Genomic DNA, 13,391 nt, shown 5'->3' on the forward strand with positions numbered 1-13,391 from the left:
TGAAACTCTTGCGCTTTGGCCCCAAGGGCCAAGAAAAACCCGGCGTTTTGGACGCAGACGGCAACGTCCGTGATGTGTCTGCGCATGTGACCGATTTTGCGGGTACATCGGTCTCGCTTGAGGCGCTTGAGGCCCTGCGCGCAATTGATGTGAACAGCCTGCCAGTGGTGGCTGAGCCTGGGCGCATTGGGTCCTGCTTGGCGTCGGTGCCGAACTTCTTTTGCGTCGGCCTGAACTACGCCAAGCATGCCGAAGAAACCGGTGCAGAGCCGCCCAAGGAACCTATCCTGTTCTCCAAAGCTTCGTCGGCTTTGTCCGGTCCGTTTGATCCGGTGATCATTCCACGCGGTTCTGTCAAAGGCGATTGGGAGGTTGAGCTGGGTGTCGTGATTGGACGCACTGCGCTTTACGTTTCCGAGGACGATGCGTTGGACTATGTGGCAGGCTATTGCACCATCAACGACGTGTCTGAGCGTGAGTTCCAGATCGAAAAGGGTGGCCAGTGGGTCAAGGGTAAATCCGCCCCGACCTTTGGCCCCACCGGCCCTTACCTTGTGACCGCCGATGAGGTTGCCGACCCACAAGCCCTGCGCGTGCAGCTGGCGTTGAATGGCGAAACGGTGCAGGATTCCAGCACCGACGACATGATCTTTACGGTCCGCGAAATCGTATCCTATATGAGCCAATTCATGGAACTTCAGCCCGGCGATATCATTGCCACTGGTACGCCATCGGGCGTGGGTATGGGCATGAAGCCCCAACGCTTCCTCAAGCCCGGCGATGTGATGGAGGTTGAAGTTGAAGGACTTGGCCGCCAGCGTCAGGTCGCGCAAGCCGCTGAATAAGGCATCGCTATTCGGGAACTAGACATGGAAACACACGGTCCGAAGCGGCCGTGTGTTTTGCGTTTGGATGGTTAGTGGATCAGAGAGCCGCCGTTTACGTCCACCTCGGACCCTGTGACATATGCCGACAGGTTTGACGCAAGAAACAGGGCGCATCCGGCCACGTCTGCGGCGGTGCCTGCCCTGCCCATTGGAATACCATCCAACACAGATTGTCGCATTTCGGGCGTGAGTTTGCCCGCCGTGATGTCGGTGTCGATAAAGCCCGGGCAGATCGCATTGGCACGGATGCCTGCGGGTGCCAGTTCGCGCGCCATCGCTTTGGTCAGTCCCAGAATGCCGGCTTTGGCCGCTGAATAATGCGGCCCACCAAAGATACCGCCGCCCCGCTGAGCCGAAACTGAGGACATGTTCACAATGCTGCCATTCGCGTGTTCGCGCATGTGGGGGATCAACGCCTGTGACATATAAAGCGTCCCGCGCAGGTTCACGTCTAGTACGGCGTCGTAATTTTCGGGGGCGATCTCCATCAGCTTGAGCGGCTGAGTAATGCCTGCGTTGTTCACCAGAATGTCAATTTGACCGAGCGTGCCGATCAGTTCTTTGACGACGGACAGGCAGGCGGTTCGGTCGGTGACATCGCATGCACGGGCGATGTGGTTTTGGCCGGGCAGGTCGGCTGCGGCTGCTTGGGCTTGGCCCGCTTCTAGATCAAGGATCACCACTCGTGCGCCATGCTCGGCAAATAGGGTCGCTGTCGCTTTGCCCAAGCCGCGCGGGCTGGCCGCGCCGGTGATGATTGCTGTCTTATTGGCAAGCAGTTGGGTCATGTGGTGTCCTTTGGTCGTGACCTCAAAATCGGTTCATTCAGAAAGCCAGTTTTTGACAGAGGCGCAGACCGCATCCACCGTCAGGCCGTATTGTTGATGCAGTGTCGGTAAAGCGCCCGCATCAAGGAATTCATCCGGCAGGCCGATTTGACGGAACGGTACATACACGCCTGCGCGCATCAGTGTGGCGGCAACGGCCTCTCCCAAGCCTCCGGTGACTGAGTGGTTCTCAGCCGTCACAACCAATCGTCCGCCCTTACGCGCCTCATGCGTGATAGTTTCGGCGTCCAGCGGTTTGATCGTAGGCGAATGCAGAACAGCGCAGGATATCCCATCGCGGGCGAGCGCTTTGGCAGCATCCAGAACTCGCATTGTCATAAAGCCCGACGCGATGAACAAAACGTCAGTCCCATCGTGGATCATCTGCGCCTTGCCGAGTTTGAATTGGTAGTCGTATTCGCCCAGCACATTTGGCACTTGGCCACGTAGCAGCCGCATGTAGACCGGACCCGGGTGGTCGGCGATGGCGTGGGTGGCTTGCATCGTGTCGATCGCATCGCAGGGGTCCAGCACCGTCAGATTGGGCATGCCACGCATGATTGCCAAGTCTTCGGTGGCCTGATGGCTAGGGCCATAGCCCGTGGTCAGTCCCGGAAGCGCACAGCAGATTTTGACAGGCAGATTTTCTTCGGCGATTGCCATGCAGATGAAATCATACGCTCGGCGCGCCGCAAATACGGCGTAGGTGGTGGCAAAGGGGGTAAACCCCTCTCGGGCTAGGCCTGCGGCGGCCGACACCATCACCTGTTCCGCCATGCCCATCTGATAAAACCGGTCCGGGTGCGCATTCGCAAAGACGTGCAGATCTGTGTATTTAGATAGATCCGCAGACAGCCCAACGATGTCATCCCGCGTTTGAGCGAGTTCCGTCAAGGCATGACCGAAGGGGGCCGCAATCGTCTCACGCCCCTCTGCGTCGAGCGAGGCGATCATCGCGGATGTCGCCAGCCGTGTGTCGGGTGCCTTGCGTGGAGCGTACTTGGATTTACGCCGGGAGTGGGGCGGGATCAGTTCGCTCATGTCGGTTTCCCCTCATCCAAAATCTGGAGTGCCTTGGACCATTCCTCTGGCTCGACCCGCACAAAGTGGGCCATCTCTCGGGCTTCTAGAAAGGGTACACCTTTGCACATCTGGGTACGGCAGATGATGACGCGTGGCTTTGGATCGGTCAGCGCGCGCGCTGCATCAAAAGCCGTGACCAGAGCATCTAGGTCATTGCCGTCCACCTCTTGGGCGTGCCATCCGAACGCCTCCCATTGGGGGGCTTGTGGTCCAGAGGCCAATGCATCGGTCGTTTTGCCATCGGCCTGCTGATCGTTGAAATCCACGATGCAGATCAGGTTGTCGAGCTGCCATTGCACTGCTGACATCACGGCTTCCCAAGTTGAGCCTTCACCAAGCTCGCCGTCGGACATCATGTTGTAGACAAACGCTGGGTTGTGCTTGCGCTTTAGCCCCATCGCGGCGCCTACTGCGATGCCTAGCCCATGCCCAAGGGAGCCGCCTGTGATCTCCATTCCTGGGGTATAGGCTGCCATGCCTGACATCGGCATACGGCTATCGTCCATGCCATATGTGCCGATCTCGTCATCGGGCAGAATTCCGGCTTCCATCAGGGCTGCATAAAGTGCAATCGCGTAGTGGCCGATGGACAGGTAAAACCGGTCGCGCCCTTCCCATTCCGGGTCTTGGGGGCGGTAGTTTAGGGCGTGGAAGTAACTGACCGCCAGTAAATCTGCGGCGCCCAAGGCCTGCCCGATGTAGCCTTGGCCCTGTACCTCGCCCATCAAAAGGGCGTTTCGGCGGATTGCCCAAGCGCGCTGCGCAAGGCTGACGTTAGGAAGGTTCGATTGGGGCGTGTCGGTCATGAGGCGGACATTCCGGTTGCCTAAATTCTATGCGGAGGGAACCACCACTCTGGGCTTTTGGCAATCAAAATTTGGTATACCATTTGTGATTTCGCGTAAGTCCCCCATCGCATCATTTTATGAGGCATCGAGGGGAGGGTAGGTGAAACACCGATATGGTGACCCCGGCAGGATTCGAACCTGCAACCTGCCCCTTAGGAGGGGGCTGCTCTATCCAGTTGAGCCACGGGGCCTGCGGTGGGATCATTACCTCCCAAAGATCACCCTCGCCAGTTTATTTTTGTGCGCATGCCCTCAAGGCCGGCTTTCGCTTGATCAGCACGTGCCTATAGCGCTAACAAAATAGGGCAGAGTACAAGGAATACCTCATTGGCAGGACGCAATGGCGACGAGCGGCGCGGGCAGTTAACACTTCGGGATGTCTCGGAGGCATCGGGCGTATCAGAAATGACCGTCAGCCGAGTGCTACGCAATCAGGGTGATGTCTCTGCGAAGACACGTGAAAAAGTTCTCGAAGCGGCGCGGATGCTGGGCTATGTGCCCAATAAAATCGCCGGCGCCCTAGCGTCCAATCGAGTGAACTTGGTTGCGGTCATTATTCCGTCCATGAGCAACATGGTGTTCCCCGAGGTCTTGGCGGGGATTAACGAACAGCTCGAAGGCACAGATCTACAGCCCGTCGTCGGTGCTACGTACTACGATCCGGAAAAAGAAGAAAAAGTTCTGTATGAAATGCTGTCATGGCGCCCGTCCGGCGTTGTGATTGCGGGGCTGGAGCATTCGGAGGCCTCTCGCGCCATGCTCGCCAATGCGGGCTGCCCTGTTGTTGAGGTCATGGATGTGGACGGTGAGCCGGTCGATGTGGCGGTGGGGATTTCTCATTGGCGTGCGGGCTATGAAATGGGTCAGGAAATTCTCGGCCGTGGGTATCGGCGGATTGGTTTTATGACGACGACCTCCGAAGGCGATCACCGTGCGCGCAAGCGGATGGAGGGGCTGGAGCGCGCCTTGGGCGAAGCCGGCGTGACCCTTGCGGATCAGATTTTCTATTCGGGCAACTCCGGTTTTGCCAAAGGTCGTGAGATGACGAATGAAATGCTTACTCGGACCAAAGATCTCGACTTTTTGTATTATTCCAATGATCTGACGGGGGCTGGTGGATTGCTTTACTGCCTTGAGCAGGGTCTGGATGTGGGGGGCGATCTGGGGCTGGCAGGGTTCAATGGCTTTACGCTGCTAGAAGGATTGCCGCGCGTTTTGGCGACCACAGAAAGCTGTCGTCGTGAAACCGGGATTGAAGCCGCACGCATCATCGCGGGCCAGCATGTGTTTGAAGCGGGCACGGACCGGCGCATTGAACTAAAGCCAACGATCCGCGCAGGCGATACGATGCGGCCTAAGCTTTAGCTATCAGCCGCCATGAAATTCAGCATTGCGGAAGGTTCACAGCCAACCCGCCAAGGCTGGTTTCTTTATATTTCATGTTCATATCCAGCCCGGTCTGGCGCATGGCCTCGATGCAATTGTCCAGCGGCATAAAGTGTGTGCCATCACCGCGCAGGGCCAGCGACGCGGCTGACACAGCTTTGATCGCGCCAAGACCGTTGCGTTCGATACAGGGCACCTGAACAAGCCCGCCAGCTGGATCACAGGTCATACCCATATGATGCTCTAGCGCGATTTCGGCCGCATTTTCGATTTGCTCATTCGTGCCACCTAGGGCGGCGCATAGCCCGGCCGCCGCCATTGCAGATGCGCTACCGACTTCACCTTGGCACCCGACCTCGGCCCCCGATATAGAGGCATTATGTTTGATCAGACCACCGATCGCAGAGGCTGTCAGAAGGAAAGTGAGCAGCCCCTCTTCGGTCGCGCCAATACAATGATCGCGGTAGTAGCGCAGCACGGCAGGCACGACCCCGGCGGCTCCATTCGTGGGTGAGGTGACAACGCGGCCACCTGCGGCGTTTTCCTCATTCACGGCCATAGCATAGACCGATAGCCAGTCATTCACGACATGAGGTTGAGCTAGGTTTTGCCCGGACTCTTGTTGCAGTTGTTCATGGATCGCCTTCGCGCGGCGTTTGACCGACAGGCCGCCGGGCAAAATGCCGTCCATCCGCAGCCCGCGTTCGATGCAGCCGTCCATGGCTCCCCAAATTTCACTCATACGTCGATCAAGCGTTTGAGCATCCATGTGGCTGACCTCATTGGCCCACTTCATCTGGGCAATGGACTTGCCGCTTTTCGCACCCATCGTGAGCATTTCTTCGGCGGAGCCAAAGGGAAAGGGGTAGCCCGCTTCTTCTTTTTCGGCGTGAAATTCGTCCGCACCGCCATGTTTGCTGGCTGCAAGCTCGGCTTCGGTCATTACAAAACCGCCGCCGATCGAGTAATACGTTTCCTGCATATAAAGGAGACCAGAAGTGTCAAAAGCCTTGAGTATCAGGCCGTTGGCGTGTCCTTCAAGGGCGGGGCCGTAGTCAAAAACAAGATCTGCGTCGGGATCAAATGCTAGGGTGGGCAGCCCTTCGGGTGACAGCGTTTTTTGCGTGCGTAACTTGGCCTCAAGTGCCTCAGCCGCGTCGGGATCAAGTGTATGCGGCAGAAAACCCATCAGCCCAAGGATAACCGCGCGATCCGTCGCGTGTCCCTTGCCTGTAAACGCCAGCGAGCCGTGTAGCGATGCCGCAACCGAAGCCAGTTCGCCAGCACCGGGTTCCTTTTCGCGGCCACCGCGCAAATCGTCCAAGAACCGCGCAGCCGCTGTCATTGGACCCATCGTGTGGGAGGATGATGGCCCAACGCCGATTTTGAAAATGTCGAAAATACTTAGAAACATGGCGCTTCCTCCCGTGCGAAGACTAAGGCGCATGTCCTGAAAAATGGTCGCTCTGAGCGACGTTTTTCACGCCTCGTGCGACGGAGTGGGGTCATTCCATTGGCCAATTTTCCAGCGATTATGCAGCCAGTGCCACTGCCCAGGCGCGGCTCGGACCTGGGCTGTGAGCCGGTCATTAAAAGTCTGCATCATTTCGCGCGCGTGGGTATGCGGAATAGGCTCTTCGGCGATAATTTCAAAACCATCGCGCGTGCGTTTGGAAAAAATTGGAACAAGAGGCAGGTCATACCGCAGAGCCATTTGCGCCGCTGACAAAGAAGTTACAGCGGGATGCCCCATAAACGTTAGCGTGGTGCCGTCTTGAATATATTGATCCATCAAAAGGGCAATAAATCCACCCGACCTAATGTGTTTGATCATGTTGCGGTTGCCAGCAGAACCACGCGCAATAATGGGGGCGCCCCCGGCTTTGATCCCGCGGCGAAAGAGAGGCTCATAGTGAGGGTTATTGTTGGGCCGATAAAGGGCGCCCGTCTCAAGGCCTTGGGCCTTGAGAGCATGTCGGATTGCTTCCCATTGACCGAAATGGCCAGAAACGATTATGGCGCCTTTTCCTGTCGCGCGTGCTGCGTGCAGAGAGTCTAAGCCCGGGCCATTGATCGGTATCGTCTCAGCTTGTGCCGCAAATTCTTGATTGAATAGAATTTCTGTGAGTGTTCGGCCAGTGTTGCGTGCAACTTGTCCCAAGATTTGGCGCCGCTGAGCCTCGTCCATGTCTGGGAACACACGATGCAGGTTATCTCCAGCTCGTCGTCGCAAGCTTGGCACAAGATGAATGGCGGCATTAGTCATGTGCCCGGCAAGAGCCGTGCGAAGTCGAAGCGGCAATATTTTGGCTAGGCTTAGAAAACAGCGAATGAGAATGGCCTGTATGCGGTAGTTTGCGTTCTTTAGGCTCGGAGCTGGTGATCGTTTAGTGCTCGCGCGGCGTACAGCCCAGCGATATTTCGCACGATGAAATTCACGTGCAATCCGCTCAGCATTGCTTTTCCTGCGCTTTTGAATGGTAGTGCCGCCAATACGATCGGATACTTCGGAAATGCCAGACGGAGCGACCACCACCAAAGACTGGCCGGTGGCTACTGTTAGTTGCATGAATGAATCTACAGGGCGATCGATCATCTTGGAAGCCGCCAGCAAACGCGCGGCAGCGGACTTTGAGATTATGGCTGCTGTCGTGCGTAACATCGTGATGCGAGGCCTCACCACTTGTACGTCTTGCATTTGTGCAAGAACTGTTGCGCCATGTGGTGCAGGTCGTGTTTGGAATTGGATTACACCGAAGTCGTCAATACAGGTTTGTGCTAGCTCAAGAGCGGGTCCGAAGGTCTCAAGGTCTATCGCTGCATCATCTTCAATGACTAGCGCCGCATCTAAGTCTTCATCCACAATCTTCTGCCAAATGGCGCGATGGCTTTTGTAACAGGCAATCTCACCCTTAGAGAGCTCAAAGGGATAGTGAGGTCGCAAATGGCTTTTTCGCACAACGTTGGAGTATAGCGTATCGTGATCAAGTGCGGCGCCATCTATTGCAGGAAACACCTCGGTGGGTATCGGCAAGGCGGCAATCAAGTCCGCGACAATGGGTTTACGAGCCGTCGCGCGTTCTAGGTGAATAATGTAGGCCTTGATGTTCATGCGCTCGCAGCCTCTCCCCACAACTCTTGGTATACTGCGTCGATACCGTCGATCTCTTGTTTCGCGCTGTGACGGGTGCAAGCGACGTCTAGAGCGTGACTAGACATGCGCGCCAGTTCTTTGGGGTTATTCAAAAGAGATTGAATGGCCTGCGCCGCCCTCTCACTGTCACCAACCGGCACAACTATACCGGCTCGGCCTGCATCACTAAATGTTTCGAAATACCCTGTATCTGATCCTACGAACGGGATCCCACAGGCCATAGCCTCTAGCGGGGCCATGCCGTAGCCTTCGTAACGTGGTAAGGCTGCCAGAAGGCTAAGTGCAGGCAGGATTTTTTGTAGCGATTCAGGAGGTATTTCCCCTGTGAAAATGATCCGCTCTGATAGGCCTGCTGCTGCAATTTTTTTCTTCAGACTACCGGCAAATGCGGTATCTTTTGCAGCGATTTTGCCGATGATCAAGGCCACTGTGTCAGATGTGTTTGGGAGCAGTTTTAGGAGTGTATCCACAAAAACATCGCTACCCTTCTCCGGGCGAATCCGTCCGACAGAAGCAATACCCCGCGTCCCGCCAAATCCCAATTCTCTCCAAGCTGAGGCGCGATTTCCTGCAGGCTCAAAAAGATCGGTATCTACTCCGTATGGGACGATCGCACGAACGTTTGAGACATAGGTTGCGGCCGCATTCGTCGTCGCAATTATGGCATCCATACGAGAAATCAGCCATCGGGAATATGCAGAATGCCGTCGCTGCGCAGCGGAGGTGAAGACGATCCGGATCGGCAAGCGCAGGACATCGCGTGCCCAAATCGCTACACGCATTTCAGGGTTACGTCGCACATGCCAAATCACGGGTTTCTGGGCAATGCGGCACAGTTTGCGCGCCTCTCTAAGGGGCGTCGGCGTCGGGCAACCGGGTAATGCGGCTCCAACAAGTCGGAGATCGTACCGCTGCATTTGACCACGAACGACAGTCGCCGCAGTCGCGGACACCCCGGTAAAGTTCGGGTTGAAATTGGTAACAATAAGCGCAGGCGAAGACATGGTTGAGCTATGACCTATCCCTTCTTATTTTACCAGCCTGAGGCGGCTTGGCGCTGCGATGCTAGGGGTGCTACAAAGATGTACGCCATGAAAAGGATGAGTTCTTGAGATGATCACTGTTCGCTTGCTGGGAGGTCTTGGGAATCAGTTATTTCAGTACGCCACTGGGCGTGCTCTTTCTTTACGATTGGGCGTGCTCTTTCTTTACGATTGGGCGTGCCGCTCGCAATAGATGACCGTGAAGCAAAGCGCGCTGAGCATGCTTGGCTGCAGCCTGCTCTTCATCACTTTGATACCAAAGTGCAAAGCGAGGCATCTTTGCAGCCAGATCGTACACAGCGACTAAGATATGCCGCATGGCGCGCATTTGGTCGATCACCTCAATTTTTGTGGGAAACTGATTTGGGCTTTAATACGACCATTTTGAACGCAGGCGACAATGTATATTTGCACGGCTACTTCCAAAGCGAGCTCTATTTCCAGGATTGTGAAGCGCAAATCCGCGATGATTTTAAGGTTGTGACACCGCCAAGCGCGGAGAATGCAGATTGGCTTGCGCGCCTTGGTGAAACGTCCGGAGCGACTGCTGTGCACTTGCGAAGAGGCGACTACGTGGCGGACGCCAAGGCGGCTGCGACCCATGGCAGTGTTGGGCCTGACTACTATGCACGGGGCATTGCACAGTTGGAGGCGCGTTTAGGCCGAGAGCCTGAGCTTTTCGTGTTTTCCAACGATCCAGATTGGTGTCGAGAGACGCTGGTTCTGCCGCGTCCATTTACCGTAATAGGGCATAATTCAGCAGATGATCATTATGAAGACCTGCGCCTCATGGCTGCTTGCCAGCATCACATTATTGCCAATTCTACATTCTCTTTGTGGGGTGCCTGGCTTGGCGCATCATCGACGCAGAAGGTCGTTGCACCCGCGCAATGGTTTGGTGTGAATGCGCGCCAAAACCCCGACATTCTGCCCAACCATTGGCTTGCGATTTGATCGCTTAATCCTGGCCGTCAAACTGCAGGGCGCTGAGTTGGGTATAGAGCCCGCCTTTGCTGAGCAATTCGTCGTGAGTACCCCGCTCTGCCACACGGCCCTCACTTAGAACAAGGATTTGATCGGCGGCTCGGATGGTCGAAAGCCTGTGGGCAATCACCAGTGTCGTGCGATTTGCGGATAGACGTTCCAACGCAGCCTGCACCAAAGCTTCGGATTTGGTGTCTAGGGCCGACGTGGCTTCGTCCAGCAGGAGGATTGGAGTGTCGCGAAGGATGGCGCGCGCGATGGCTATTCGTTGCCGCTGTCCACCGGACAGATTGGAACCGCGCGGCCCAGCGGGACTGTCGAGGCCATCGGGCAAGTCACCTATGAAATCGGCAACATGTGCGGCCTCTATCGCAGCCATGATCTGATCTTCGCTCACATCGGTTCGGCCCACGAGGATGTTTTCCCGCAGAGTTTCGTCAAAGAGCAGTGTTTCTTGGGAGACCACTGAAATTAAGCTGCGCAGGTCCTCTAAGGGCCAGCTGCGGATATCCTCGCCACCCAAGCGAACCGTGCCCGACTGTGGATCAGCCAGCCGGGTCAAAGCGTTAAAAATTGTGCTTTTCCCGGCGCCAGACAGACTAACGAGAGCCGTTGTCTTGCCTGCCGGAGCCGTGAAATTGAGCCCGCGTAGGACGGGCGTATCGGCATATGAAAGGCTCACATCGTCAAAATGTACGTCCAGAGCCGCAGGCGTTGCGGGTGCCTTAGTGGCGGCAGTAATGGTCGGCTGAGTGTCGAGTAGGTCATAGATGCGCGTCAAACTCGCCATCATAATCTGGTACATGCCCGCGAGGTTCGCGAGCCTTCGGATCGGCTGAAATGCGAGGGCCATTGCCGCAAAGAACGACATGAACTCACCTATGGTTTTTTCGCCCGAAATAATCTGTTGCCCGCCGTAGAGCATCACCGCAAAGAACCCAAAACCAACCGACAAATCCACGATGCCGGGGATAGTTGCGTTGCCGGCCTGTGTCTTGACCGAGGCAGTGATGTGCTCAGCCGTGACGCTGCGAAAGCGGCTTTTTTGGTAGGCTTCCATCGTGTTCAGTTTGATGGGGGTGATCCCGTGGAAAATCTCATCTAGGCGTGTGGTGCGGCGACCGGCGATATCACGCAAAGCAAAGCTTTTCTTGCGGATATAACGCTGCACGATCAGGGAAGGCACCATTAAAAGCGGCGCGCCGATAACGGCCACAAGTGTCCACATTGGGTCCACGAGGATGGCTACAATCATCAGTGATATTAGCGCGATGGTGTCTCGACCTGCCCCTAGGATGAGCGTGTTCCATGTGTGCTGAATGGCCAAGACGTCGCCTTGGACCCGCTCGATCAAGACACCGGGTGGGTTGGCTTGATAAAACGCATTATCGAGGTTCAGGGTATGGGCCAGCAGGTCCTCTTGTAGAGCGCTGGAGGTCCGAAATGACACCGATGCCATGATGATCCGTTGGGTCATACCGGCAATGGCGCGTGCTGCGAACAAACCAAAAATTCCGAGCCCGACCCAAAAAACCAGATCACTGCGGCCCGCTACGAAAACCTCATCGAACATGGGCTCTAGCATGTAGCTGAGCGCGCCCAATGTGCTGCCTTCGATGATCATCAAAACGGCGGCTAGCATCAGCCACGGCAAATGCTTGCGCAGGTAGCTGTGCCACAGGCGGGCGAAAGGATGGCGTTGGGGTTCAGAAGTCACGGTGATGTCACGGGTGTCCTTGGGTTGCGTCGGCTTACCCGTTTCTGCGGCGCGCGCCAAGTGGTGCAGCGCCCGCGCGCGGTCAGGGGGCTTTGGGGGGCGTCTTGCGCTCATCGTGTTCTGGTCGCAGGCCATAGGGTGCTGCCAGCGCCCAAACATGATCGGGTATCATGTGTTTCATACGGGCAGGGGCCGCGCGGCGTAGATGCAAGATCGTTTCAACCGCTTTCATTTCCAGCCGAGCCTTGGCGAATTCCCGGCCTTTGGGGCCGATCCGAGGCTGGAGAAACGACACGATTGGCCGGACCCAATCGGGCATCCGCCGCAGAGGTAAGCCACCTGCGGCACGTGCCGTGTTCTCGGCAAATCCCTTGACCGCAGCTGCGCGCTTGCCCGAAGACCGAACAGGCGCCAACCGGATTTCGTTGCCCAAAGCGGACAGCATTTCTTGCCCGCGCGCGTTGCGTACAATTAACCACTGCTCGCCCTCACCGGCCATGTATCCGACGGTGATGTCTGCTAGGGCGTTGGTATAATCGGTACAGGTCCGGCACGTTAGCGGAAAGAAGTCGTCGGGTAGGTCGCTGATCGGCAGGGCTAGGAAAGGGATCAGTTTGGTCTTTGCGTCTTCGAACCGGACTTCGACCCGATAATCGGCCCGAAACTCAAGGTAGGTAACTGTTTCGGGTTTGTCCGTCAGCAGAGCTAGGAAGTCGTGGAAATTCTCTGTTGTTGTGTTGTCGGAACAGGGTGTCCCGATGACGTACAAGCGCTCCAATCCAAGCTGGGCCTCAATGTTGCGCAGAGCGTGCACCTGACAGGGGATGCCGATGATCGCGAGGCGTTTATGCCCGGCCTCCGCAGCCGGGTCCAGCAAGGATAACAGTGGGGCGTATCCCATGCGCATCCCGCGCACACGGGCCATATCCGCAGGATCGGTGATGATGACGGGTACAGGGCGAAAGATATCATCTTCCGCGGGCGCGAGGGTTAACACCGCATCCACCGCCCCGGTTTCCAACAGCTTTGCGGCAAGCGATGTCGTGATCCCAGTCCATTGCGCGCCGGGCTTCGGTGTCCGCATCGTGGCGCGGTGCATGGCAATATGCGGCCCGAAAAAACGAGCGTCTTCGTCAGCCTTATCGCGGGGTGCGCCGTGTACTTGGCTCTCAAGCTTAGGGAAATCTGGCGTTGTGAACTGGCAGGCGCGGCCGCATTCCGCCGCCAGTTTCATCCGTGATAGGCCGCAATCGGTGCACATCTTGCCCCGTGGCAAGGCCGGGGCAGGGGTGGGTGCGGTCAGGGGTGATGCGGCGTCTGGCATGGTGCTATCTCGATTTTGATGTCACGCTACCACATGTCTAGTTTTGTTGACACATGAAACGTGATGCACCCCAATCACCAAATGTCATGGCGGTTGTGGCCCCATAGCCCTTTCCTCTGACAGCGCGCTGGGCTAAGA

General features: G+C 56.6%; 11 protein-coding genes and 1 tRNA gene. 3 read left to right on the plus strand and 9 right to left on the minus strand.

From position 1 onward, the window contains the following. A partial coding sequence (locus AC4GMC_RS08015) for a fumarylacetoacetate hydrolase family protein (protein ID WP_487878484.1) occupies positions 1-845 on the plus strand: 845 nt, incomplete at its 5' end. Positions 846-916: 71 nt separating this feature from the next. Here AC4GMC_RS08015 and AC4GMC_RS08020 read toward each other — a convergent pair. The 4 genes from AC4GMC_RS08020 to AC4GMC_RS08035 form a co-directional block, all read right to left on the minus strand. Next, the gene (locus AC4GMC_RS08020; protein WP_487878485.1) at positions 917-1,675 is read right to left on the minus strand and encodes an SDR family NAD(P)-dependent oxidoreductase; all 759 of its coding nucleotides are present in this window, start codon (positions 1,673-1,675) and stop codon (positions 917-919) included. 33 nt (positions 1,676-1,708) lie between these two features. Then, the gene (locus AC4GMC_RS08025) at positions 1,709-2,755 is read right to left on the minus strand and encodes a transketolase family protein (protein WP_487878486.1); all 1,047 of its coding nucleotides are present in this window, start codon (positions 2,753-2,755) and stop codon (positions 1,709-1,711) included. Next, a complete protein-coding gene (locus AC4GMC_RS08030) occupies positions 2,752-3,603 on the minus strand; it encodes a transketolase (RefSeq protein WP_487878487.1) in 852 nt (283 codons plus the stop codon). The genes AC4GMC_RS08025 and AC4GMC_RS08030 overlap by 4 nt, the downstream gene beginning before the upstream one ends. Positions 3,604-3,759: 156 nt before the next feature. Beyond that, positions 3,760-3,836 (minus strand) — tRNA-Arg (locus tag AC4GMC_RS08035). A gap of 136 nt (positions 3,837-3,972) precedes the next feature. Here AC4GMC_RS08035 and AC4GMC_RS08040 point away from each other — a divergent pair. Next, positions 3,973-5,010: a LacI family DNA-binding transcriptional regulator gene (locus AC4GMC_RS08040; RefSeq protein ID WP_487877474.1), complete on the plus strand. Its 1,038-nt coding sequence runs from the start codon at positions 3,973-3,975 to the stop codon at positions 5,008-5,010. A 19-nt stretch (positions 5,011-5,029) separates the two neighbouring features. Here the strand turns inward: AC4GMC_RS08040 and AC4GMC_RS08045 are convergent, their stop codons facing one another. The 3 genes from AC4GMC_RS08045 to AC4GMC_RS08055 form a co-directional block, all read right to left on the minus strand. Next, positions 5,030-6,445: an L-serine ammonia-lyase gene (locus AC4GMC_RS08045; protein ID WP_487877473.1), complete on the minus strand. Its 1,416-nt coding sequence runs from the start codon at positions 6,443-6,445 to the stop codon at positions 5,030-5,032. 66 nt (positions 6,446-6,511) lie between these two features. Further along, complete coding sequence (locus AC4GMC_RS08050) at positions 6,512-8,143, minus strand: LpxL/LpxP family acyltransferase (RefSeq protein WP_487877472.1); 1,632 nt, start codon at positions 8,141-8,143, stop codon at positions 6,512-6,514. Beyond that, positions 8,140-9,189, minus strand: a complete 1,050-nt coding sequence (locus AC4GMC_RS08055; RefSeq protein ID WP_487877471.1) for a glycosyltransferase family 4 protein — start codon at positions 9,187-9,189, stop codon at positions 8,140-8,142. Before AC4GMC_RS08055 ends, AC4GMC_RS08050 begins: the two co-directional genes overlap by 4 nt. Positions 9,190-9,591: 402 nt before the next feature. On the opposite strand from AC4GMC_RS08055, the gene AC4GMC_RS08060 reads away from it, so the two are divergent. Beyond that, positions 9,592-10,182, plus strand: a complete 591-nt coding sequence (locus tag AC4GMC_RS08060; protein ID WP_487877470.1) for an alpha-1,2-fucosyltransferase — start codon at positions 9,592-9,594, stop codon at positions 10,180-10,182. A 4-nt stretch (positions 10,183-10,186) separates the two neighbouring features. Here the strand turns inward: AC4GMC_RS08060 and AC4GMC_RS08065 are convergent, their stop codons facing one another. Together AC4GMC_RS08065 and AC4GMC_RS08070 are read right to left on the minus strand one after the other, a co-directional pair. Further along, the gene (locus tag AC4GMC_RS08065; RefSeq protein WP_487877469.1) at positions 10,187-12,043 is read right to left on the minus strand and encodes an ABC transporter ATP-binding protein; all 1,857 of its coding nucleotides are present in this window, start codon (positions 12,041-12,043) and stop codon (positions 10,187-10,189) included. Next, positions 12,012-13,253: a Coenzyme F420 hydrogenase/dehydrogenase, beta subunit C-terminal domain gene (locus AC4GMC_RS08070; protein ID WP_487877468.1), complete on the minus strand. Its 1,242-nt coding sequence runs from the start codon at positions 13,251-13,253 to the stop codon at positions 12,012-12,014. The genes AC4GMC_RS08065 and AC4GMC_RS08070 overlap by 32 nt, the downstream gene beginning before the upstream one ends. Positions 13,254-13,391 lie beyond the last annotated feature (138 nt).

The sequence above is a fragment of the Thalassobacter sp. genome (assembly GCF_982993085.1).

Bases quoted from the DNA above. Each gene is read 5' to 3' on its own strand.
- AC4GMC_RS08020 (WP_487878485.1), bottom strand. From the start codon at position 1,675: ATGACCCAACTGCTTGCCAATAAGACAGCAATCATCACCGGCGCGGCC.
- AC4GMC_RS08025 (WP_487878486.1), bottom strand. From the start codon at position 2,755: ATGAGCGAACTGATCCCGCCCCACTCCCGGCGTAAATCCAAGTACGCT.
- AC4GMC_RS08030 (WP_487878487.1), bottom strand. From the start codon at position 3,603: ATGACCGACACGCCCCAATCGAACCTTCCTAACGTCAGCCTTGCGCAG.
- AC4GMC_RS08045 (WP_487877473.1), bottom strand. From the start codon at position 6,445: ATGTTTCTAAGTATTTTCGACATTTTCAAAATCGGCGTTGGGCCATCA.
- AC4GMC_RS08050 (WP_487877472.1), bottom strand. From the start codon at position 8,143: ATGAACATCAAGGCCTACATTATTCACCTAGAACGCGCGACGGCTCGT.
- AC4GMC_RS08055 (WP_487877471.1), bottom strand. From the start codon at position 9,189: ATGTCTTCGCCTGCGCTTATTGTTACCAATTTCAACCCGAACTTTACC.
- AC4GMC_RS08065 (WP_487877469.1), bottom strand. From the start codon at position 12,043: ATGAGCGCAAGACGCCCCCCAAAGCCCCCTGACCGCGCGCGGGCGCTG.
- AC4GMC_RS08070 (WP_487877468.1), bottom strand. From the start codon at position 13,253: ATGCCAGACGCCGCATCACCCCTGACCGCACCCACCCCTGCCCCGGCC.